General features: G+C 70.4%; 9 protein-coding genes. 6 read left to right on the top strand and 3 right to left on the bottom strand.

The window, feature by feature from the left end:
* Position 1: 1 nt before the first annotated feature.
* Positions 2-919 carry a hypothetical protein gene (locus IT371_09450; protein ID MCC6747870.1) on the bottom strand — a complete coding sequence of 306 codons (918 nt, stop codon included), beginning with the start codon at positions 917-919 and terminating at the stop codon, positions 2-4.
* Between the two features lie 122 nt (positions 920-1,041).
* Between IT371_09450 and IT371_09445 the strand changes: the two genes are divergently transcribed.
* Genes IT371_09445 through IT371_09430 form a run of 4 tightly spaced genes read left to right on the top strand, consistent with a single transcriptional unit; the run spans position 1,042 to position 10,117 of the window.
* Positions 1,042-4,251, top strand: coding sequence for a hypothetical protein (locus tag IT371_09445; GenBank protein ID MCC6747869.1), 3,210 nt, complete (start codon positions 1,042-1,044; stop codon positions 4,249-4,251).
* Between the two features lie 17 nt (positions 4,252-4,268).
* Positions 4,269-6,647, top strand: coding sequence for a hypothetical protein (locus IT371_09440; GenBank protein ID MCC6747868.1), 2,379 nt, complete (start codon positions 4,269-4,271; stop codon positions 6,645-6,647).
* Entirely contained in the window at positions 6,644-9,532 is a 2,889-nt protein-coding gene (locus IT371_09435; GenBank protein ID MCC6747867.1) for a DUF1998 domain-containing protein, read from the top strand. The genes IT371_09440 and IT371_09435 overlap by 4 nt, the downstream gene beginning before the upstream one ends.
* Positions 9,533-9,556: 24 nt before the next feature.
* Positions 9,557-10,117 carry a hypothetical protein gene (locus IT371_09430; GenBank protein MCC6747866.1) on the top strand — a complete coding sequence of 187 codons (561 nt, stop codon included), beginning with the start codon at positions 9,557-9,559 and terminating at the stop codon, positions 10,115-10,117.
* A gap of 22 nt (positions 10,118-10,139) precedes the next feature.
* Here IT371_09430 and IT371_09425 read toward each other — a convergent pair whose 3' ends face one another.
* Entirely contained in the window at positions 10,140-10,793 is a 654-nt protein-coding gene (locus IT371_09425) for a hypothetical protein (GenBank protein MCC6747865.1), read from the bottom strand.
* 463 nt (positions 10,794-11,256) lie between these two features.
* Positions 11,257-12,315, bottom strand: a complete 1,059-nt coding sequence (locus IT371_09420; protein MCC6747864.1) for a hypothetical protein — start codon at positions 12,313-12,315, stop codon at positions 11,257-11,259.
* A 114-nt stretch (positions 12,316-12,429) separates the two neighbouring features.
* Here IT371_09420 and IT371_09415 point away from each other — a divergent pair, with 114 nt between their 5' ends.
* Together IT371_09415 and IT371_09410 are read left to right on the top strand one after the other, a co-directional pair.
* On the top strand, positions 12,430-13,599 hold the full coding sequence (locus tag IT371_09415) for a hypothetical protein (GenBank protein ID MCC6747863.1): 1,170 nt from the start codon (positions 12,430-12,432) through the stop codon (positions 13,597-13,599).
* 376 nt (positions 13,600-13,975) lie between these two features.
* Positions 13,976-21,424, top strand: a complete 7,449-nt coding sequence (locus IT371_09410; GenBank protein ID MCC6747862.1) for a HAMP domain-containing protein — start codon at positions 13,976-13,978, stop codon at positions 21,422-21,424.
* The last annotated feature ends 7 nt before the right edge of the window (positions 21,425-21,431 follow it).

The following is a 21,431-nucleotide window of genomic DNA, read 5'->3' as shown; positions in this document are numbered from 1 at the left end:
GTCAGGGGCACTGAGAGAATACCCCGGGTCCGAAGGCCAGGCCATCGAGCCAGAGCGTGAAGCCGAAGTCCCACGGGTCGACGTGGAGCTCGAGGCTCACGACGCGTGACAGGTCGAAGGCCCCTGCGTCGGTGACCTTGTAGTTCGCGGCAGGCGCGAGGGGGAGCTGGAGCTGCACCCACTGCGTGCGGCTGGTGTTGAAGTCGAAGGTGCCGTCCGCGGGCTCGCTGCGGCGGCTATTCCCCGCGGCATCGCGCAGAACGAGCCAGGGGTTATTGCCGTTGGCGCCGTTCTGCCAGCCGAGGCTGGAGGGGACCTGGCTCCGGGCCCAGAAGGTGGCGTAGGCGTAGCTCTTCAGGTTCCAGCCGCCGGCGGGAGCGGCGAGGCGCGCGGTGTTGTCGAAGCCGCACTGCGTGCAGGCGAAGCGGAGCGAGCTGGTGCCGACCTTGACGGTGCCCGGATCGTCGGAGAAGGCGGTGCTGCAGCCGGTGGGGCCGGTGCAGCTCCCGAGCCACCGGGCGGCGCTCCCCTCGGTGAGCTCGCAGGGCTTCGGCGCGGCGTCGGGGAGGCGGGCGTCGGGAGGTCGGGCGTCGGGCCGTCGGCTGTCGGCCGGGCGGCTATCGCGGCGCGGGCCGTCGGTGCGGGGTCCGTCGCGCCGGGGTCCGTCCGTTGCGCGCGCATCTCCGTCGGAGCCGAGGCCGTCCCGTGGCGCGCTGCCGTCGGGGGTGGGGCAACCCGGGCGGCCGGGGAGGCAGGGTCCTAGGGTGTCGGCGAACTGGATGCCGGGGGCGTCGGGGGGCGGCGGGAGGACGCCTCGGTCGCTCGGCGCGCTCTGGCCGGCCGCGCAGCCCACGAGCAGAAGCAGCGCGCCACCGAGGAGGGGCCGCGGCCCGCGAGGACGTGAAGCGCCAAGGAGCACGGTGGGCATTGTAGCAAAGGCGCGGGCGCTGAGAGGTCGCGCGACGAAGGTAGCGAAACTCGACACTTGAGCGGGCGGCCGGTATCGTTCGGGATCAATCCCCCCACGGCAAGGTGCTTCCCATGGCACACCACGAAGAGCTGCTTCTGAACACCAGTAGCGTCTCGCCGAGCCTCTTCATCGGCCTCGGCGGCTCGGGCTCGCAGATCGTCGAGCGCATCGGCGACAAGCTACGTCGGCGCTGGAACTGGGCCGAGTACGACCGGCTGGTCCACTTCTTCGCCGTGGACACCAACATCTCGGACCTGGAGCGCCTGCGCGGGGTGCCGCCCGGCAACCGCATCCTCATCTCCGACTTCGACAAGCGGGCCTACGTGGCGCAGAAGCGGGGCGAGGGGCACATGGGGAGGGATCCCTTCTGCTGCCAGTGGCTCCCCGAGAGCTACACCTTCCGCTCCACGCGCGGGAGCGGCGCCGGGCAGGTGCGGATCGAGTCGCGGCTCTCGCTCTACTACCAGCTCGAGCGGGACCGGGGGCAGATCATCCAGAAGCTGAACGCGGCCATCTCCGAGGCCAAGGACCACGACAACCCCTTCCGGCGGAACACGCCGCGCCGCTTCAACGCGTTCATCTATGGATCGGTCGCCGGGGGGACGGGCTCGGGGGGCTTCCTCACGCTCGCGTACCTGGTGCAGGAGCTGATCGAGGCGGCCGGGTGGATCCCGCAGGTCTACGCCACGCTGCTCCTGCCGTCGCTCTTTCATCGGGTGGTGAAAGGGGCGCTCCAGCCCGACATCGACGCGAACGGGTACGCGGCGCTGATGGAGCTCGAGCACCTGATGAAGCTCGGCTACGAGGGGCAGGCGCGCGAGCTGGAGTTCCACTACAACCCGAATCTCGCGCACCAGCCGACGGTGCGGCGCATGCCGTTCGGCTTCGTGTACCTGGTGGACAGCCCGGCGGCGGTGAGCGTCGCGGCCTACAAGGAGGCCGTGGCGGACTCGGCCTACCTGCAGCTCTTCTCGCCGATCATCGGTACGCAGCAGGGGGAGTACGACAACTACGAGAAGCACCAGAAGGCGCTGGCCCACGGCTACGCGGTGCACTACGGGAGCTACGGCTGCTCGGTGCTCGTGCTCCCCGACGACGACCTGCTCGAGTACTGCTGCCTGCGCTACGCGAAGAAGGCCATGGAGAGCTACCTCACCTTCCGGCTCCCCGAGCGCGCGGGGGAGGTGGCGCGGCAGTTCGTGGTGGACTACGACGACCCGAAGTTCAAGGCCATGAGCGCCGAGCGGCGCAACAAGGTGGTGGACGACAAGTACCGCGAGTTCGTGCGCTACCTCGGTCGGCTCGAGCAGGACTCGGACAACCCCGAGGGACCCTTCTCGCAGATCGTGCACCGCTGCGAGCGGCGCGAGAAGAAGGCCGGGGCGCTCGCGCCGGAGCTGGACCTGCGGGTGGAGAAGGTGCTGAAGGAGGCCAAGGACGCGATCGAGCTCCACACCATGACGCCGGTGGACATCACGGCCAAGAACATCAAGGTGGATGCCGAGGTCGAGGATCTCAGGCAGGAGGTGGCGAAGGCCCGCTCGGCGGTGGGGGCGCTACGGGACGCGCACGGGCGGAGCGCCTCGTCGGGGAGCTTCCTGCGCTCCTTCTTCGAGGAGCAGGCGGTGGATCCGTTCGGGCAGCGTTACTTCCTCATCGGGCTCGTGGAGCACCTCGAGCAGCGGCTGGCGGAGTGCGACGCGCGGCGGGCGGACCTGGCGCGCTTTCAGCTCGACTCGGACCACGTGCGCGAGGCGCTCCGGGGGAAGAAGGAGCTCCTGCTCAAGACGGCCGAGTACACCCTCCTCGAGCGGCTCAAGCGGCGAAACGAGGACTTCGAGGAGGCGCGTACCGACTTCGTGCGCTTCTTCAACGAGGAGCTGGCCCAGGCGAACCGGCTCTTGCTCGAGGCCGAGTTCGCGCGGGACTTCTTCGCCGCGCTGCTCGGGAGCTGCAACGACCTCTTGAACGTCTATCGAGCGGTGACGGCGCGGGCGAGCGAGCTCATCTCTGGCCTCGGTCTGGAGGCGGAGCGCATGCTCGGCACGGCCGAGGGGGCGCGAGGGGCGGGGGAAGCGCAGGAGTACGTCCTCGACGTGGAGGCGCTGCAGGACTTCACGGGGAAGCGGCTCTGGGGGCGCTACTTCGACGACCACGTGGGGAGCGGCGAGGCGGAGCTGGCCTTCTTCGACCGGGACGCGGTCTTCGCCGAGATGAACGGGGCCTTCGCGCCGCGCACCGACGAGCGCGGCCGGAAGGTGCTCCCCACGGCGGACGAGGTGGCGGATCGGTTGCGCAGCGCGTTCGTGGAGATGGGGCGGAAAAAGCTCGAGCCGCTGATCAAGGGGCGCCGCGCGGGGGGGACGGACCGCAAGGAGAAGGGGCTGCTCCTCGACGACGCGCTCCGGCTCGAGGCGCGCTACTTCCTCGGAGACCAGCTCGCGAGGGACCGCTCGAGCTACGCGCCGACGGAGGAGATGGTCCAGGACTACCTGGTGAAAAAGCTCCGCTTCTGCGCCGAGAAGGCCGCGGTGCTGGCCACGCTCGACGAGGCGCTCGGGTCCGACGCCTCGGTGGTGGCGGCGAACGACATCTATCTCGTGGGGCTGCACGGACACTTCCAGGCTGGCGGCGCCGACGGACTGCTCGGGCCGCTCGCGAAGGCCACGAGCGGCTACCAGCTCCTCGACGACTGGGACGACGAGAAGCGCATCGTCTTCTACCGCGCGGAGCTCGGCATCCCGCTCTACTTCTACCGGCGCGTGAACGGCGAGATGAAGCAGGCCTACGTGCGGGCCAAGGGGCGGGGCGACCGGGGGTATCCGCTGCACGTGGACGCGGCGTGGGAAGAGGCGCTGGCGCAGCTCGACCCGGAGGAGCGCAAGCAGTCGGCGGGGACCGATGCCCGTCGCACCGACCAGACGGCGTTCCTGTGGGCGCTCGTCGGCGAGGCGGTGCGGCTGACGGACGGCGAGTGGCGGTGGTCGCACGGCGGGCACGAGGGGGTGCTCGGGCGCGGCTACGCGGAGGCGTTTGCGGCCTACCAGCAGCTGGACGCGCGCACGGCGGCGCGGCTGCGCGAGGTGGCGGAGCGGGCGCGCGAGGCGCGGCTCGGTGGGGATCGCGCGGCGCTGCGCGCGGAGCTCGAGGCGCGGCTGAAGAGCTTCGATGACCGGGCGTGGGAGCTCGAGCAGGCGAAGCGGCCGACCGACCGCACGGAGGTGACCTTCCTGGGCGAGCTGCAGGAGGTGGTGCGGCAGCTCCTCGTGCAGGTGGCCTGAGCTCGCGCCGAGACGCGATGGCCGAGCTCGGCAAACTGCGGGTGTCCCAGCCGACCTTGATCCTCCACGGCGGGAGGTTCGCCGAGGGGGCGGCGGAGCAGTTCGGTCGGCGCGTGCGACGCGAGTCCGACGGGCGGATGGCGAACTGCGCGGTCGCCGGGGTGCTCGACGGGGCCGAGGTCTGGCGCGAGGCGCTGGACCGACAGCTCAGCCTCGGGGCGCTCCTCGCCGCGGGGGCCTCGGCGGGGCCGCCGGTGCTCCGGGTCGTCCTGCTCGCCGACCTGACCGACGCGGCGGTGGCCGAGCAGGTCCCGCGCGGGGTCGACGCGCTGATGGGGCTCGTCCGCGGTCGCTACGCCAGCCTCTTTCAGAGCTACCGCGAGGGGACGCAGGCGAATTTTCTCTGCCAGCCGATCTTGCTCGTGCCGGCGCCGGGTGAGGCGTGGTCCGAGGCGAGCCGGGCGGCGCTCGCGCAGCTCGAGGCCTTGCACGCCGAGGAGCGCTGGCCCGCGGCGGTGAGCCACCTCTACGTGCTCAGCGAGTCCTCCGGGCGATACCTCCTCGAGCGGGACGAGCTCGGGCAGATGGTCGCGCTCTTCCTCGAGCTGCTCCTGTGCGGGGCGCTGGAGGGAGCCGAGGCGCTGCGGGTCTTCCCCGAGAAGGGGCGGGACCCGTACGCGACCTTCGCCTGCGCGGCGGCCGAGCTGGACCGCGGCGCGCTGGAGGGGTACCTGGCGCGGCGCACGGCGATGGAGCTCCTCGAGTGGGTGCGGAGGGCCAGCCCCGAGCGGACCGAGGTGGCCGAGCGCGGAGCCGAGGTGGAGGAGCTGGCCCGGCCCGCGCGCTACCGCGAGCTCGTCCCGCTCGAACAGGGGCGCAAGCGCCTGGATGCGGTGATCGAGACCCAGTGCCCCGACTTCGCCGCGGCCTTTCGCGACGTGGGGCTCCTCGAGGACACGGAGGAGCTGCTCGCGCACTACGGCGAGGAGTGGTTCTCGCGGCAGCGCGAGCGGCTCTTCCGCGCCGAACGCGAGCTCGGGCTCTTTCGGCTGGAGGAGGTGATCGAGGAGGTCGAGGCCAACGGGGTGGCGCTGGTGCGCGAGGAGCGCGCGCGGATCGATCGCTTCGTCGAGGAGCGGCTCGCGCGGCCGGCGCAAGGGAACGTGGCCGACGCGGCCCTCTCGCTCCGGCATCTGCGCAAGCGCCTCGCCGCCGAGGAGGAGACGCTGGCGCGGAGGGCGCAGGCTCCGCTCGGTGAGGCGCCGAAGCTGGACCGCTTCGAGGAGCGCTACCGGGCCTGCGCGGCGGCGTGCCGGAAGAAGCCCAGGCGACGGCATCTCGTCGTCTGGGGGCTCGCGGCGTGGGGCGTCGCCACCGTGTGCCTCGCGCCGCTCCTGCATCGCGTGGCGGAGCTGCTCGCGCTCGGTGCGGACTCGCGGCTGCGCGGCTGGCTCACGCCACCGAACGCGTGGGGGACCGGGGCGGCGCTGGCGGGGCTCGGCGTGCTCGTCTACCTCGGGGGGCGCGTGCTCGACGCGACGCGGACGATCCGCGGCCTCGTCGGGCACTCGGGGAAGAAGGGCTCGCTCGAGCGGCTCTTGCAGGAGCTGTCGCGCGGCGCGGAGGGCTCGCTCCTCGGGTACTACGGCTCGCGGCTCGAGCGGGCGTGCGACATCTGGGTGCATCGAACGCTCGTGGCCGTGCTCAAGCACGTAGAGGATCGTCTGGCGCGCCTCGAGGAGTGTCTGGCGGGGATCGACGTGCAGTTGCTCTCCTTGCGCGCGGCGCAGCAGGCGAGCGGCGTGGTCTTCGACCGGGAGGCGGGAGAAGACCCGGCCGGGGTCCTCGCCGATCGGTCGCTGCTTCGGGTGAGCTTGCTCCCCGGGGCGGAGCTCGCGCGGCTGGCGGCGACGCAGCGCAAGCCCACGGACCTGCCCGAGCTGGCGGGCGAGTACTGGCGCACGCGCCGCCCCCTCGAGGGCTGGGAGAGCCAGCTTCCCTTTTCCGACGAGCGGGGACTCGTGGCGAGCTGCGCCGGCTACTACCCGACGCTCCTCGAGGGACGCCTGCTCGACCAGCCGGAGCTCGTCGAACGCGCGCGCGCGCGGCTCGAGCGTTTCTTCACCGAGGTAGGGGCGCGGCTCGACTTCCAGGTGGACTTCGCGGGACGTGTCTTCCTCGACCCCGACGAGACGCGGCAGGGGCTGGCCACGCGGCTCGTGGTGGGGGCGAAGGAGCTCGCCACGCTCTTGCCCCGCTTCTCGGCGGAGGAGCGGGGGGGCTGGGAGACGGTCGCGACCGACGGCGTGCGGGAGCGGGTCGTGCTGCTCAAGCTGGTCACGGGGATCGCGGCCCCCGCGATTCGCTGGCACGCAGCCCCGGAGAGTGGCGCATGAGCGAGCTCCGGGCGTCGAAGCTCGTCACGGTCGCCGTCCTGGCTGGATTTCTCGCCGTGCTGGCCGCGCTGGCTTGGACCCTCCGGCGGCGCCAGCCGAAGGTTTCCGTCGGACCGATTTTCGCCCTCGCAGGCTTTCTCGAGGTGGGGCTCTACGCGCTCGGCTCGACGGTGGACCAGGTGGCTGCGCTCGTGGGCGAACGCGTCACCACGCCGGCCGAGTCCTTCGTCGAGCGGGCGCTCCTTGGCTGGCACGACGCGCTCGCGCCGCTGCTACCGCTCGGGGACCGGCCGCTCGTGGCCGCGCCGATGAAGGTGGGGGCGGCGCTCGGGCTCTACCTCGCGCTCGTGCAGGCGTGCTGGTTCTTCGGGCGCGCGGCGCGTCTCGACCCCGAACTCGAAGACGAGCACCCGGTCTGGCGCGGCATCTACGCGCTCGCGGGCTATCGCGACCTGCGGGTCATGGAGGAGCGCTACCGGGGCTGGATGGGGCCCCTGCTCCTCGTGGCCCCGCTCGGGCTCTTCGTGGTCTTCTTCGAGCTCTTTCCCGCGGCGGGCCAGCGCGTGTCGCTGCTGCCTTTTCTCTACGGGCTCGCGGTCGCGTGCGTGGCGGGGGCGGCCGTCAACCTGCTCTTCGGCGGAGTCGATGCGCCCGCGGCCGAGGCGGCGCCGAGGGTGCAGGACGAGGCGCGCGCACCGGGGTCGCCCGCGGCGTGGGTAGCCGCGCTGCGTGGCGCGGGCTTCGAGCTGCCTGCCCAGGGCACGCGGTGGGGGAGCGCCCGTGCGGCGGAGGCAGCCGCGGGGACCTCCTCGGCGATGGCCGGGCCGCTCCTCGGAGAGCTCGTGGCGGGGCTCTGTCGCGGACGCGACCTCTACGCGCATCAGCGGGAGGCGCTCGAGCGGCTCCGTGGCGACGGGCGGCGCGTGCTGCTGCAGGCGCCCCCGCGGGCCGGCAAGACCACGGTGGCCTGGCTCGCGGCGGCCGAGCGCGCGCTCGCGGAGGGGCGAAACACGCTCGTCGTGGCCCGAGACGCCGAGACGGCCACGGAGGGGGAGGCGCACCTTCGGGGGCTGCTCGCGGGGACCGCCTGGCGGCACAACCTCCGTTCGACGCTCGCGGGTCCCGAGCTCGTGCGGCTCCTCGCCGAGCAGCGTAGCCCGGTCCTGGCCTTCGCCGACCCGGACGCGCTCGACCGCCTGCTCTCGACGCCGAAGGACAGCGCCTACTTCCTCGAGCTCCTCGGGCTCGTCGTGGTGGAGGATCTCGAGCGGCACTCGGGCCTGCGCGGCGCGAACCTGAGCTACCTCACGCGGCGCCTCTGGGCCGTGCTCGCGCGGCTTCGGGGCGCTCCCCGACTCCTGGCCACCGTGGGCGAGCCGGTGTGCGAGGTGGCGCGTCACGCGGAGGAGCTCCTCGGCGCCGAGCTCGAGCTCGTGGTAGGGGCGAGCGGGCCAACGCGGCCTCTGGCGCTCCACGCGGGGCAGGCCCCGGGGCAGGCGGTGGTGGGCGGCGCGGCGCGGGCGCTCGCGGAGGCGGCCGCGCTCGGGCTGCCGGCGACGGTTCTCGGCTTCGCGGCGCTCTCGCGGGCGCAGCTCGCGCGCGAGGCGAGTGCGGCCGGGCGGTCGGGGGTCTCGCCGGTGCCGCTCGAGGACGCGGCGGTCGGCGTGGTCGAGCTGGCGGCGACGCACGCGGCGCGTCTCTCGGTGGCGCTCACGCACTTTGGCGCGTGGAGCGAGGGCTCGAGCGATCCCACGGCCGTGCTGCTGGTCCGCCCTGAGCCCGTGGCGGCGTGGATCGCGACGGACCTGCGGCGCCTCGAGCGCTTCGCGACCCTCGGGCGCACGCTGGTGGCCGAACGGCAGCACGTGCAGCTCGGGACCCATCATCTACATCAGGCGCTCCTTGCTGCCCCGGTGGACGAGGTCTGGGCGCGGCAGGTCTTCGGCGCGGAGGTGGTCGAGGCCGCGCGGCGCGACGGGCTCTTCGTCGCGCGAGAGACGCGGCGCCTGGAGCGTGAGCCGCTCGGGCTCGCCACGCGAGGCGAGCTCTGTCTGCGCGAGGCGGCGGGGAGCTCGCGTGCGAGCGCCGAGACCGTGGGCTCGTCGCCGGTGGAGGTCGTGGATCAGGCGACCGGGACCGTGCTCCGCCGGCTGGACGCTGCCCGGGCCCCTCTCGTGGCCTTCCCGGGGGCGGTCCTCCACTACCGCGGCCAGCGGTACGTCCTGCCGTGGACCCCGGGACGCTACGAGCCGGGCGAGCGCCTCGCGGCCGCGCTGCTCGACGAGGAGCTGATGGGCGTGCGGGTCCGCGAGTTGAAGGTCTCGCTCGAGCAGCCCGAGCTGCTCCGGCCGCTCAGCCTCGGCGGGGCGACGCTGGAAGGCGGGCTCGTCTCCGTGGCCGTCGAGGAGCGCATCACCGCCACGCGCCATCACGGGCCGACCGGCGCGCTCCGCACGCTCGTGACCTTCGCGCCGATCGAGGTGCGCTATCGCTCGCTCGCGCGGGTGCTCACCACGGGAGGCGAGGCGAGCGAGGCGGCGCTCCACGCGCTCGTGCACCTGTTGCGCAACGCGCTCGAGGCGCTCTTCGACTGCGGCGAGGAGGGGCTCCACCTCGCGCACACGACGGAGCTGGCAGGGCGCGGTCCGGCGCTGCTCTGCCTCGACACCTTCCCCGGCGGCGCCGGCTACGCGCGGGCGCTCGAGCTGGGTCGGCTGCGCGAGGCGCTCTCGCTCGTGCGCGAGCTCCTCGACGGCGCGTGCTGCGATGGCGCCGGCTGTCCGCGCTGCGTACGCACGCTGCACTGCCACCAGATGGAGCCCGAGCGCGCGACGCTGGATCGTGCCGGGGCGCGGGCGCTGGTAGATCGGCTGATCGGGGCGTAGGATAGAGGCCGAGGTGATGTAGACATGAATCCCTGGGCCGCGATCGTAGGTCGCACCGAGCACGGCAAGCACGAGGCGACGCTCGGCGTCATGGAGGGGCTGCGCGCGGGAGGCTTTCGGGTGGGTGGCGCGCTCCAGGTGCGGGCGTCCTCCGCTCCCCCGAAGGGGACCACCGACGAGGCCCCTCCAGAGGGGGTCTGGGCCTACGATCTGCTGGACCTCGCGACGGGAGCACGCATTCCGGTGGCGAAGTGGTCCCGGCAGCCCGAGATCTGCGACTACCGCTTCGAACGGGAGGCGCTCGAGCGTGGACGCTCCTGGGTGCTGGCCCCAGGCCTCGATGCCGTGCTGCTCGAGGTCGGCCACCTCGAGGCGCGCGGCGAAGGCCACTGGCCGGCGGTGCTCGCGGTGCTCTCGGGACCGCCGCGGCTCGTGCTTCTGCGCGTGCGGCCCGACGTGCTCTTCCAGGTCACCGAGCGACTTCCGGCGCCCGTGGCCGGCCTCGAGCTACCGGTGCTGCGCGCGGCCCTCGACGGGTTCGTGAGCGAGGTCGTGGGCGCCTGCGCCACGCTGCGCGGGAGCTGACCCTGATCCGCAGGCGGGCGCGCTACGAGCCCGGTACCGCCCCGAGGGAGATTAGCCCCCGGAGCTTCCAGCCCCTTTGCAGGAGCCACGTCCGAGGCGGCAGGACGGGGGATGGTCCCGTCGGCGGCACCGGAGTGAGGTCCTTCCAGCCGTTGAAGTAGCGAGCCGAGCTGCACGCGTCCAGGTCCCTCCGCGGGACCCACTTGCCGCGCGCACGTGCGTGCTTGCGTCGATTCTGAAGAACGTAGGAGAGGACTGCGCGCACCTCACTCGGTGTGCGCAGGATGTGCTGGTGGTAGCGGTCCCGAAAGACCCGCCCCTTGCGGCCCACGGTCCTATTCAGCGCGTGCGCGAGGCGAATGGCCAGCGCCCGCAGTCCCTTCATCAGTACGTCCCGGTCCTTGGCCTCCGTCACGAGGTGCAGGTGGTTCTTCTGGATCGAGTAGTGGGCGAGGTTCATGCCGAACCGCCCCGCGGACCTCACGAAGGCCTTCTCGATCGCCCGGAGCTGCTTCTTGCTCCGCAGGTTCGGCAGCCCCTCCACCACCTTCATCGTGACGTGCACCGGGAATCGGCTCGCCAGGAGCGGTCGCTCCCGATGCGGCAGCCCGCTCCCCGGCTGCTTCTTCCGCCCCGCGCCCTTCCGCTTCCCGCCCCAACCCGTCGCCTCCCGCATAGGCAATGGAAGCTGGGTCGCAGAACCCGCCAACGCACGTGTGCCAAAAGAACGGTGACCGCCCGAGGAGGATTTGCGTTTGCGCGCCAGCATGATTAAGGCTAATACTAGCAGAGTGCTGGTCTTTCGTCAAGCGGTCTCCTTGCACACACAAACACGAAGGAACGAGAAAGGGGGTGTCAGCGAGGTCTTTGCAGGAACCACACCCACGCAAACAACCCCCTCCCCGCCGCACCGACGCACCTCTCCCGCCCGCGTGCGCCCACCGCCGCCCGCGCTCTCGCGCCACCTCCCGTCGCCAGCCATCCTCCCCGGCGCACCGACGCACGTCACCGTCCGCATGCGCCCACCGCCGCCCGCACTCGTGCCCAGCACCGCTGCTCGCGGTATCGGTTTCCCGCGGAGATGTGAGGACGTTTCGCTACGGGTACAGCTAGGGGCGAAAGCTACGGCGTCTTCGCGGCTACGGTGCCTTCGCGGCCGTCGCCGGCGGGGCCTCGCGCTTGACGAGCGCGTAGGCGAAGGTCAGCAGCAGGTTGTTCTGGAGCTGGAACTTGTCCACCGTCTGGGGCAGGCGCACGGCCTTCAGCTCGTAGTCGAGCGAGGCCCAGCTCACGAGTTTGAAGGAGAGCTTGGCCCCGAGCTCGATGTTGGCCAGCTCGAAGGCGCTCTTGCCGGACTTCTCGTCGGTGCGGAGGAACGGGATCATGAACTCGGCGCCGGCGCGGTAGGTGACCTTGCCGCCGTAGAGCGCGCCCTTGATCAGGGCCAGAAACTCGGCGCCCGCCTGGCTGTAGTTGGTCAGGTCCTTGGCCTCGACGAGGTCCTTGGTGGTCGCGTCGTCGGTGATCGCGAGCTGGCCGTTGCCGAAGATCTCGCGGGCGCCGAAGCCGAGTCGGAGCTCGACCTCGGCCGCGGGCGTGTTCGTGGGTCGGGCGAGCACACCCACCGACTGCTTGAGCATCAGCGGCTTGAAGGGGTCGGAGAGGCGCAGGCGCTGCGAGGAGACCACGCGCGTCGAGCCGTCCGTCTGCGCGATGGAATAGATGGTGTCGGTCGGCCGCACGTCGATGCCCTTGAAGAGCGACGTGTCCAGGGTGGCGCGCGCGAAGGGGCCGAACCACGGGATGGGGCGAACCTTGTAGAGGTAGATCGTCTCGAAGGCCAGCGCGTCCTGGGTCTTGACGAAGGCGTCCACGGCCGGCGTGCGGGCGAAGGATTCTCCCAGCGTCAGGCTGTTCCGCCATTCGTGGCTCCCCCGACGGAAATCCAGGCCCGAGGTGACCGTGAGCCCGAGGCCGAAGGAGACGCCGTCGGGCTTGCCCACGGTGTTGCTCGCGCTCGACAGGCTGGTCGAGGCTCCGAGGGAAAGCTCGCCGTCCCAGCCTTCCTTCTTCGCCCCGGCGGCGGGCTTGGGGACCGCCACGTATTCGGGGTCGAGCGCCAGGGCCGGACGCAGCGGCGCGGCCAGAAAGAGGAGCGGCACGAGAGGAAGCGAGTGGCGTAGAGTAGTGGTGAACATGGGAGTCTCCCGGGCAGTTGGCGGGGCAGGTATAGCGCCGGTCGGCCGGCTTGTCAGCCTGAAGGTAGGGGATTCTCGACGAGGACGACGCGCGGAGCAGGAGCGATGGGTCAGATGGACACGGCTCGAGCCTCGGCGGCATCCGCCCTGGCGCTCTTTGGCCTGCTCGGCCTGGCGGGCCTGGCGGCCTGCGACGGGGATCCGGTCTCGCCGGGGCTCGCGGACGGTCCGGAGCCGGCCTACGAGGCGGAGCTCTTTCGCTCGGTGCTCTCGCACCTGACGAGCACGTCGGAGCGGCCGCAGCAGGGGGACTGGCCCTTCGATCAGGGAGACGCCGCGGCGTACGGCCCCGGGCTCCTCTTGCGCTACGGAGCGGCCGGGAAGAACGCTGCGCAGCTCGCGCTGGCCGAGGAGAGTCTCGCCCACGACGAGCGCACGCTGAAGCGGGCCCTCGCGGACATCGGTTCGCTCCTCGACCAGCTCTCCGAGGTGATGATGGCCGCGATGGGGCTCATCGAGGCGCAGCAGCGGCAGCACGACGCGGCCCGCGCCGAGAAGCTCGACAAGATCCTGGCGGTCCTGCGGGTGCTGGCCAAGACGTACGACTACTGGCCCGAGCCCGAGGGATTGAACAGCCTGCACATGCAGCTCTACGGGCCGACGACGGTCTGCGGGGGGCTGGCGCTCTTGGACCTCGAGCTGGCGCTGGCCGAGAGCGGCGCCGAACGCGAGCGACGCACGAAGAACGGGCTGGAGATCCTCGAGAGCTGCCGGAAGAAGGGCTACGACGCCGCGCGCGGCTACTATCGCTTCTCGTCCACGCGCGCGGGGCTCTTCCTCTATCCGAACGTGATGCAGATGCTCGGGCTCTTGCGGGCGCATCAGCTCACCGGGCGACGCGACCTCCTCGAGCAGGCGCGGGATCTGCACCGCGCGATCCAGCCCCTGAAGGTGAAGGGCGAGGGGCGCTACCGGTCCCCCTACAGCGCCGAGTGGATGGGGGCCAAGACGGACGACTACACCACGCTCTCGGCGCAGAACTACACCCTCCTCGCGCTGGCGATCTTTCATCAGGTGACAGGCGAGCCCGGTTTCAGGCAGGAGGTGCTCGACATCCTCGCCTTCCTCCGCACCCACCTCCTCGACGGTGGCCGCGTCCTGCACCACTGGATGGACGGGCGCAGGGCCCTCCCGACCGATCGCGAGTACTACTGCAGCGGCTGCAACCTCCAGCTCCTCTATCTCATCTGGCGCCTCGGGGAGTTCTTCCACCCGGCCGCCTGAGCCCTCCCCCGTCGGTGCCGCGCCACCTCCCTTGACATCCTCCCGTCGGGGAGGAAGATCGGGCCTCTGGTAGATGGTGGTGGGGAAGGTCTCTTGCGCCGGGGGGCGTGGGAGCCCAGCCGGTGCGGATGGTGACGGACGGCGGGTTCTTTCTGACCTCGGGGGCAGTCTCCTTTCCAGAACGAAGCGCACGGGCTCCGTGGGCGGCAGCAGAGCCGCGCCGGGGCTTGAACATCGGGGACGCGCGGGGCTGGCTGCGCGAAAAGGGGATCGCATGGAAACCGAGACGCTGGGTGGTGGCAGCACCGACGTGCTGGACCTGAAGCAGCTTCTGGCGGTGCTCACGGCGGTGAAGAAGGGGGACTTCACCGCGCGCATGCCGGTCGAGCACACGGGGCTCGCCGGCAAGATCTCGGACACCCTGAACGAGATCATCGAGCGCAACCAGCTGGTGACCAGCGAGATCGAGCGCGTGGCGGTGGCCGTGGGGAAAGAGGGGCAGACCAGCCAGCGCCTCTCCCTCGGGGTGGTGAGCGGCACCTGGAACAACGCGGTGGACTCCCTGAACGGGCTGATCACCGATCTCGTGCAGCCCACGCAAGAGACCGCCCGCGTGATCGGGGCGGTGGCGCGCGGCGACCTCTCGCAGACCATGGCCACCGAGCTCGAGGGGCGGCCGCTCAAGGGGGAGTTCCTGCGCACCGCGCGGGTGGTGAACGGCATGGTGGACCAGCTCGCCTCTTTCGCCCCGGAGGTGACGCGCGTGGCGCGCGAGGTGGGGACCGAGGGAAGGCTCGGCGGCCAAGCCGCCGTGGAGGGGGTCGCCGGCACCTGGAAGGACCTGACCGACTCGGTGAACCGCATGGCGGCGAACCTCACCGATCAGGTGCGGAACATCGCCTACGTGACGGTGGCCGTGGCCAACGGGGACCTCTCGAAGAAGATCACGGTCGACGTGCGCGGCGAGTTCCTGCAGCTCAAGGACACGATCAACACCATGGTGGACCAGCTCCGCACCTTCTCTCTCGAGGTGAGCCGCGTCGCGCGTGAGGTCGGTACCGAGGGAAGGCTCGGCGGTCAGGCCGTCGTGCTCGGCGTGGCGGGGACCTGGAAGGACCTGACCGACAGCGTGAACTCGATGGCCTCGAACCTGACGAGCCAGGTGCGGAACATCGCCGAGGTGAGCATCGCCGTGGCGCGGGGCGACCTCACGCGCAAGATCACGGTGGACGTGAAGGGCGAGCTCCTCGAGCTGAAGGAGACGATCAACACCATGGTGGATCAGCTCCGCGCCTTCTCCTCGGAGGTGACGCGCGTCGCGCGCGAGGTGGGGACGGAGGGGAGGCTCGCCGGACAGGCCGACGTGCCGGGGGTCGGGGGCACCTGGAAAGACCTGACGGACAGCGTGAACCTGATGGCCTCGAACCTCACGGCCCAGGTGCGGAACATCGCCGAGGTGACGACGGCGGTGGCCAACGGCGACCTCTCGCGCAAGATGACCGTGGACGTGAAGGGCGAGCTCCTCGAGCTGAAGAACACCATGAACACGATGGTGGACCAGCTCAACGGTTTCGCCGGGGAGGTGACGCGCGTGGCGCGTGAAGTCGGTACCGAAGGGAAGCTGGGCGGCCAGGCCCAGGTGAAGGGCATCGGGGGAGTCTGGAAGAACCTGACCGACAGCGTGAACTCGATGGCCTGGAACCTCACGGCGCAGGTGCGAAACATCGCCGAGGTGACGACGGCCGTGGCGAACGGCGACTTGACCAAGAAGATGACCGTGGACGTGGAGGGGGAGATCCTCGCGCTGAAGAAGACCATCAACACGATGGTGGACCAGCTCAGCTCGTTTGCCTCGGAGGTGACGCGCGTCGCGCGGGAAGTCGGTACCGAGGGGCAGCTCGGTGGGCAGGCGGTGGTCAAGGGAGTAGGGGGGGTCTGGAAGGACCTCACGGACAGTGTAAACGGCATGGCCGGGAACCTGACGGGGCAGGTGCGAAACATCGCCGACGTCACGACGGCCATCGCCGGGGGGGACCTCTCGAAGAAGATCACCGCCGAGGCCAAGGGGGAGCTGCTCCAGCTCAAGGACACGATCAACACGATGGTGGATCAGCTCTCCTCCTTCGCGTCGGAGGTGACGCGCGTCGCGCGGGAGGTCGGTACGGAGGGGAAGCTCGCCGGGCAAGCGGTGGTCAAGGGGGTGGGTGGAGTCTGGAGCGACCTGACCGACAGCGTGAACCTGATGGCCTCGAACCTGACCAATCAGGTGCGGAACATCGCCGAGGTGACCACGGCCGTCGCGAACGGGGACCTGGGGCGCAAGATCACGGTCGATGCCCAGGGGGAGATCCTCGAGCTGAAGAAGACCATCAATACGATGGTGGATCAGCTCAGCTCCTTCGCCGCGGAGGTGACGCGGGTTGCGCGGGAGGTGGGCACCGAGGGCCAGCTCGGTGGGCAGGCCGACGTGAAGGGGGTGGGCGGCGTCTGGAAGGACCTGACCGACAGCGTGAACGGGATGGCCTCGAACCTGACAGGCCAGGTGCGAAACATCGCCGAGGTGACGACGGCCGTCGCGAACGGAGACCTCTCCCGCAAGATCACGGTCGACGCCCAGGGCGAGATCATGGAGCTCAAGGACACGATCAATACGATGGTGGAGCAGCTCCGCGGCTTCGCGGCGGAGGTGACGCGCATGGCGCGCGAGGTGGGCACCGAGGGGAAGCTCGGCGGCCAGGCCGTGGTGCGGGGGATCGCCGGTACCTGGAAGGACCTGACCGACAGCGTGAACTCGATGGCCTCGAACCTCACCGGCCAGGTGCGGAACATCGCCGAGGTGACGACGGCGGTGGCGAACGGGGACCTCTCGAAGAAGATCGCCGTGGACGTGCGCGGCGAGATGCTGGAGCTGAAGAACACGATCAACACGATGGTGGATCAGCTCTCCTCCTTCGCGGCGGAGGTGACGCGCGTCGCGCGCGAGGTGGGGACGGAGGGAAAGCTCGGCGGGCAGGCGGTGGTGCGCGGGGCGGCTGGGACCTGGAAGGACCTGACCGACTCGGTGAACTCGATGGCCTCGAACCTGACGGGGCAGGTGCGAAACATCGCCGAGGTGACGACGGCGGTGGCCAAGGGGGACCTGAACCGGAAGATCACGGTGGACGTGCGCGGCGAGATGCTGGAGCTGAAGAACACGGTCAACACCATGGTGGACCAGCTCAGCTCCTTCGCGGCGGAGGTGACGCGGGTCGCGCGTGAAGTCGGAACCGAGGGGAAGCTCGGCGGCCAGGGTGTCGTGCGCGGCGTGGCGGGGACCTGGAAGGATCTGACCGACAGCGTGAACGGGATGGCCTCGAACCTGACGAGTCAGGTGCGGAACATCGCCGAGGTGACGACGGCGGTGGCCAACGGGGACCTGGGCAAGAAGATCACCGTCGACGCGAAGGGGGAGATCCTCGAGCTGAAGAACACGATCAACACCATGGTGGACCAGCTCAGCTCCTTCGCCTCGGAGGTCACGCGCGTCGCGCGCGAGGTGGGCACCGAGGGGAAGCTCGGGGGGCAGGCCTCGGTGCGGGACGTGGCGGGGACCTGGCGCGACCTGACCGACAGCGTGAACGGGATGGCCTCGAACCTGACGGGGCAGGTGCGAAACATCGCCGACGTGACGACCGCGGTGGCGAACGGAGATCTGAGCAAGAAGATCACTGTGGCGGTGAAGGGCGAGCTCCTGCAGCTCAAGAACACGATCAACACCATGGTGGATCAGCTCAGCTCCTTCGCCTCGGAGGTGACGCGCGTCTCGCGCGAGGTGGGGACCGAGGGGAAGCTCGGCGGGCAGGCGCTCGTGCGCGGAGTGGCGGGGACCTGGAAGGACCTGACGGACAGCGTGAACGGGATGGCCTCGAACCTGACGGGGCAGGTGCGCAACATCGCCGAGGTGACGACGGCCGTGGCCACGGGGGACCTGGGCAAGAAGATCACCGTCGACGCGAAGGGCGAGATCCTCGAGCTGAAGAACACGATCAATACGATGGTGGACCAGCTCAACGGCTTCGCGTCGGAGGTGACGCGCGTGGCGCGTGAAGTCGGAACCGAGGGGAAGCTGGGCGGCCAGGCCTTCGTGAAGGGCGTGGGCGGGACCTGGAAGGACCTGACGGACAACGTGAACGGGATGGCCGCCAACCTGACCGAGCAGGTGCGGAACATCGCCGAGGTGACGACGGCCATCGCCGGAGGGGACCTCTCGAAGAAGATCACCGCCGAGGCCAAAGGGGAGCTCTTGCAGCTCAAGAACACGGTCAACACGATGGTGGACCAGCTCAACGGCTTCGCCTCGGAGGTGACGCGCGTGGCCCGCGAGGTGGGCACGGAGGGGAAGCTGGGCGGGCAGGCCTCGGTGCGGGGCGTGGGCGGGACCTGGAAGGATCTGACCGACAACGTGAACTTCATGGCCTCGAATCTGACCACGCAGGTGCGCGGGATCGCCAAGGTGGTGACGGCGGTGGCCAACGGGGACCTCAAGCGCAAGCTGGTGCTCGAGGCGAAGGGGGAGATCGCGGAGCTGGCCGACACGATCAACGCCATGATCGATACGCTCGCGCTCTTCGCGGATCAGGTGACCGGCGTGGCGCGCGAGGTGGGGATCGAGGGCAAGCTCGGCGCGCAGGCGCACGTCCCCGGCGCCGCGGGGATCTGGCGCGACCTGACGGACAACGTGAACCAGCTGGCCGGGAATCTGACCACGCAGGTGCGGGCCATCGCCGAGGTCTCCACGGCGGTGACGCAGGGGGACCTGACGCGCTCGATCATGGTGCACGCCTCGGGGGAGGTGGCGGCGCTCAAGGACAACATCAACCAGATGATCCGCAACCTGCAGGTGACCACGCATCGCAACACCGAGCAGGACTGGCTGAAGACCAACCTGGCGCGGCTGACCCGCATGATGCAGGGGCAGCGGGACATGCTCACGGTGGCCAAGAGCCTGCTCTCCGAGGTGGCGACCCTGGTCACCGCGCAGCAGGGGGCCTTCTACCTGCAGGAGACGGACACCGCGACCGCGCCGCACATGGGGGACGGGGTCACCTACCGGCTGCTCGCCGGGTACGCCTACCGGGACCGCAAGGGGCTCTCGAACCGCTTCAAGCTGGGGGAGGGGCTGGTGGGGCAGTGCGCCCTCGAGAAGGAGCGCATCCTCGTCAGCGACGTGCCGAGCGACTACGTCCAGGTCAGCTCGGGGCTGGGCGAGGCCACGCCGCGCAGCGTGGTGGTGCTGCCGGTGGTCTTCGAGGGGCAGGTCAAGGCAGTGGTGGAGCTCGGGTCGTTCAACCGCTTCAGTGACGCGCACCTGACCTTCCTCGAGCAGCTCGCCGAGAGCGTGGGGATCGTGCTCAACACGATCGAGGCCACGATGCGCACCGAGGAGCTCCTGAAATCGTCGCAGGCCTTGACCGAGGAGCTGCAGAGCGGGCAGGAGGAGCTGACCGAGACCAACAAGCGGCTCGAGGCCCAGGCGCACACGCTGCAGCAGTCGGAGGAGCTCTTGCGCAAGCAGCAGGCCGAGCTCCAGGCCGCGAACGAGGAGCTGGAGGAGCGCGCGGTGCTCCTCGGCGAGCAGAAGAGCGAGGTGGAAAAGAAGAACCAGGAGGTGGAGCGGGCCCGCACGCTGCTCGAGGAGAAGGCCGAGCAGCTCGCGCTCACCTCCAAGTACAAGTCCGAGTTCTTGGCCAACATGTCCCATGAGCTCCGCACGCCGCTCAACAGCCTGCTCATCCTGTCGAAGCTCCTCGGCGAGAACGTCGAGGGGACGCTCACGCCCAAGCAGGTCGAGTACGCGAAGACGGTGCACGGCGCGGGGACCGACCTGCTCGAGCTGATCAACGACATCCTCGATCTCTCGAAGATCGAGTCGGGCACGATGGAGGTGGACCTCGGGGACGTGCGCTTCAAGGACGTGGCGGAGTTCGTCGAGCGCACCTTCCGTCAGACGGCGGTGAGCAAGGGGCTCGACTACGCCATCGAAGTCGACCCGCTCTTGCCGGAGTCGATGCGCACGGACGGGCGGCGGGTGCAGCAGGTGCTGAAGAACCTGCTCTCGAACGCCTTCAAGTTCACCGAGCGCGGAGGCGTCACGCTAAAGATGGCGCGCGCGGCGGGCGGCTGGAGCGAGGACCACGCGATCCTCTCTCGCGCGGACGGAGTAGTGGCGTTCTCGGTGACGGACACGGGGATCGGCATTCCCAAGGAGAAGCACCGGATCATCTTCGAGGCCTTCCAGCAGGCGGACGGGTCCACGAGCCGAAAGTACGGGGGGACCGGGCTCGGGCTCTCGATCAGCCGGGAGATCGCGGGGCTCCTCGGCGGGCAGATCCGCCTCGAGAGCGCGCCGGGCGAGGGGAGCACCTTCACGCTCTATCTGCCGCTGAGCTACGTCGCGCCGCCGCGTCCGCGGAGGCAGGGTCGGAGCGAGGGGGAGGGGCGGACGCCGCCGTCGCGGGGCGAGAGCCCGCGAATGCAGCCGGAGGCGAGGCCTTCGGCGCCGGTTCTGGCTCCCGTGACGGTCAACGGCGAGGTGGGGCTGGTGCCGGCCGCGGCGCTGGCGGAGGCCGACGAGGAGCGCGTGCCCGACGATCGGGCGGAGGTCAAGCCCGAGGACCGGGTGCTCCTGATCGTGGAGGACGACGCTTCCTTCGCGCGGATCCTGCTCGACATGGCGCGAGACCGGGGCTTCAAGGGGCTCGTGGCGGGAAGGGTGGAGCACGCGCTGACGCTCCTCGCGCAGTACAAGGTGGACGCGGTGACCCTGGACCTGAAGCTGCCGGACCGGGACGGCTGGATCGTGCTCGACCGGCTCAAGCATGACGCGCGGACCCGCCACGTCCCGGTGCACATCATCTCGGTCTCGGACGAGGTCCAGCGGGGCCTGGCCTTCGGCGCGATGGCCTACCTGCAGAAGCCGGCCAGCCGGGAGGCGCTGGAGGCGGCGCTGGAGAAGATCGCGCGCTTCGTGGACCGGCCGGTGCGGCGGCTCCTCGTGGCGGAGGACGACGAGCGGCAGCGCGCGGCGATCCTGGAGCTGATCGGCAACCACGACGTGCGGGCCACGGCGGTCGGAACGGGCGAGGAGGCGCTGGCGGCGCTGGCGAGCGAGCCCTTCGACTGCATGGTGCTGGACCTGGGTCTGCCCGACATCAAGGGGATCGATCTGCTGCACAGGATCAAGGACGAGCTGAAGCTGACCGAGCTGCCGATCATTATCTATACGGCGCGCGACCTCTCGAAGGGGGAGGAGACGGAGATCCGGCGCATGGCCGAGGCGATCGTGGTCAAGGACGTGCGTTCGCCGGAGCGGCTGCTCGACGAGACGAGCCTCTTTCTGCACCGCGTGCAGGCGAACTTGCCCGAGCCGAAGCGCAAGGTGCTGGAGAAGCTCCAGCAGACGGATACCGCGCTGGCGGGGCGGTCGGTCATGGTGGTGGACGACGACGTGCGGAACATCTTCGCGCTGACCACGGTGCTCGAGCGCCACGGGATGAAGGTGAGCTACGCCGAGACGGGCAAGGACGCCATCGCGCAGCTCAAGAAGGGGCCGGGGGTCGAGGCCGTGCTGATGGACATCATGATGCCCGAGCTGGACGGCTACGAGACCACGCGGCAGATCCGCAAGATGGCCAAGTACAAGAAGCTGCCGATCATCGCGCTCACGGCGAAGGCCATGAAGGGGGACCGGGAGAAGTGCATCGAGGCGGGGGCCTCGGACTACGTGGCCAAGCCGGTGGACGCGGACCAGCTCATCTCGCTGCTCCGGGTCTGGCTCTACCGGTAGGTCGGGA

Source organism: Deltaproteobacteria bacterium, assembly GCA_020848905.1.
Classification (GTDB): Bacteria; Myxococcota_A; Polyangia.
Note: the sequence above shows the minus strand (reverse complement) of the source record. Positions and strands in the feature narration are given on the sequence as shown.

Coding starts and splice junctions, on each gene's coding strand:
- IT371_09445 (MCC6747869.1), top strand. CDS start 1,042: ATGGCACACCACGAAGAGCTGCTTCTGAACACCAGTAGCGTCTCGCCG.
- IT371_09440 (MCC6747868.1), top strand. CDS start 4,269: ATGGCCGAGCTCGGCAAACTGCGGGTGTCCCAGCCGACCTTGATCCTC.
- IT371_09435 (MCC6747867.1), top strand. CDS start 6,644: ATGAGCGAGCTCCGGGCGTCGAAGCTCGTCACGGTCGCCGTCCTGGCT.
- IT371_09430 (MCC6747866.1), top strand. CDS start 9,557: ATGAATCCCTGGGCCGCGATCGTAGGTCGCACCGAGCACGGCAAGCAC.
- IT371_09425 (MCC6747865.1), bottom strand. CDS start 10,793: ATGCGGGAGGCGACGGGTTGGGGCGGGAAGCGGAAGGGCGCGGGGCGG.
- IT371_09420 (MCC6747864.1), bottom strand. CDS start 12,315: ATGTTCACCACTACTCTACGCCACTCGCTTCCTCTCGTGCCGCTCCTC.
- IT371_09415 (MCC6747863.1), top strand. CDS start 12,430: ATGGACACGGCTCGAGCCTCGGCGGCATCCGCCCTGGCGCTCTTTGGC.
- IT371_09410 (MCC6747862.1), top strand. CDS start 13,976: ATGCCGGTCGAGCACACGGGGCTCGCCGGCAAGATCTCGGACACCCTG.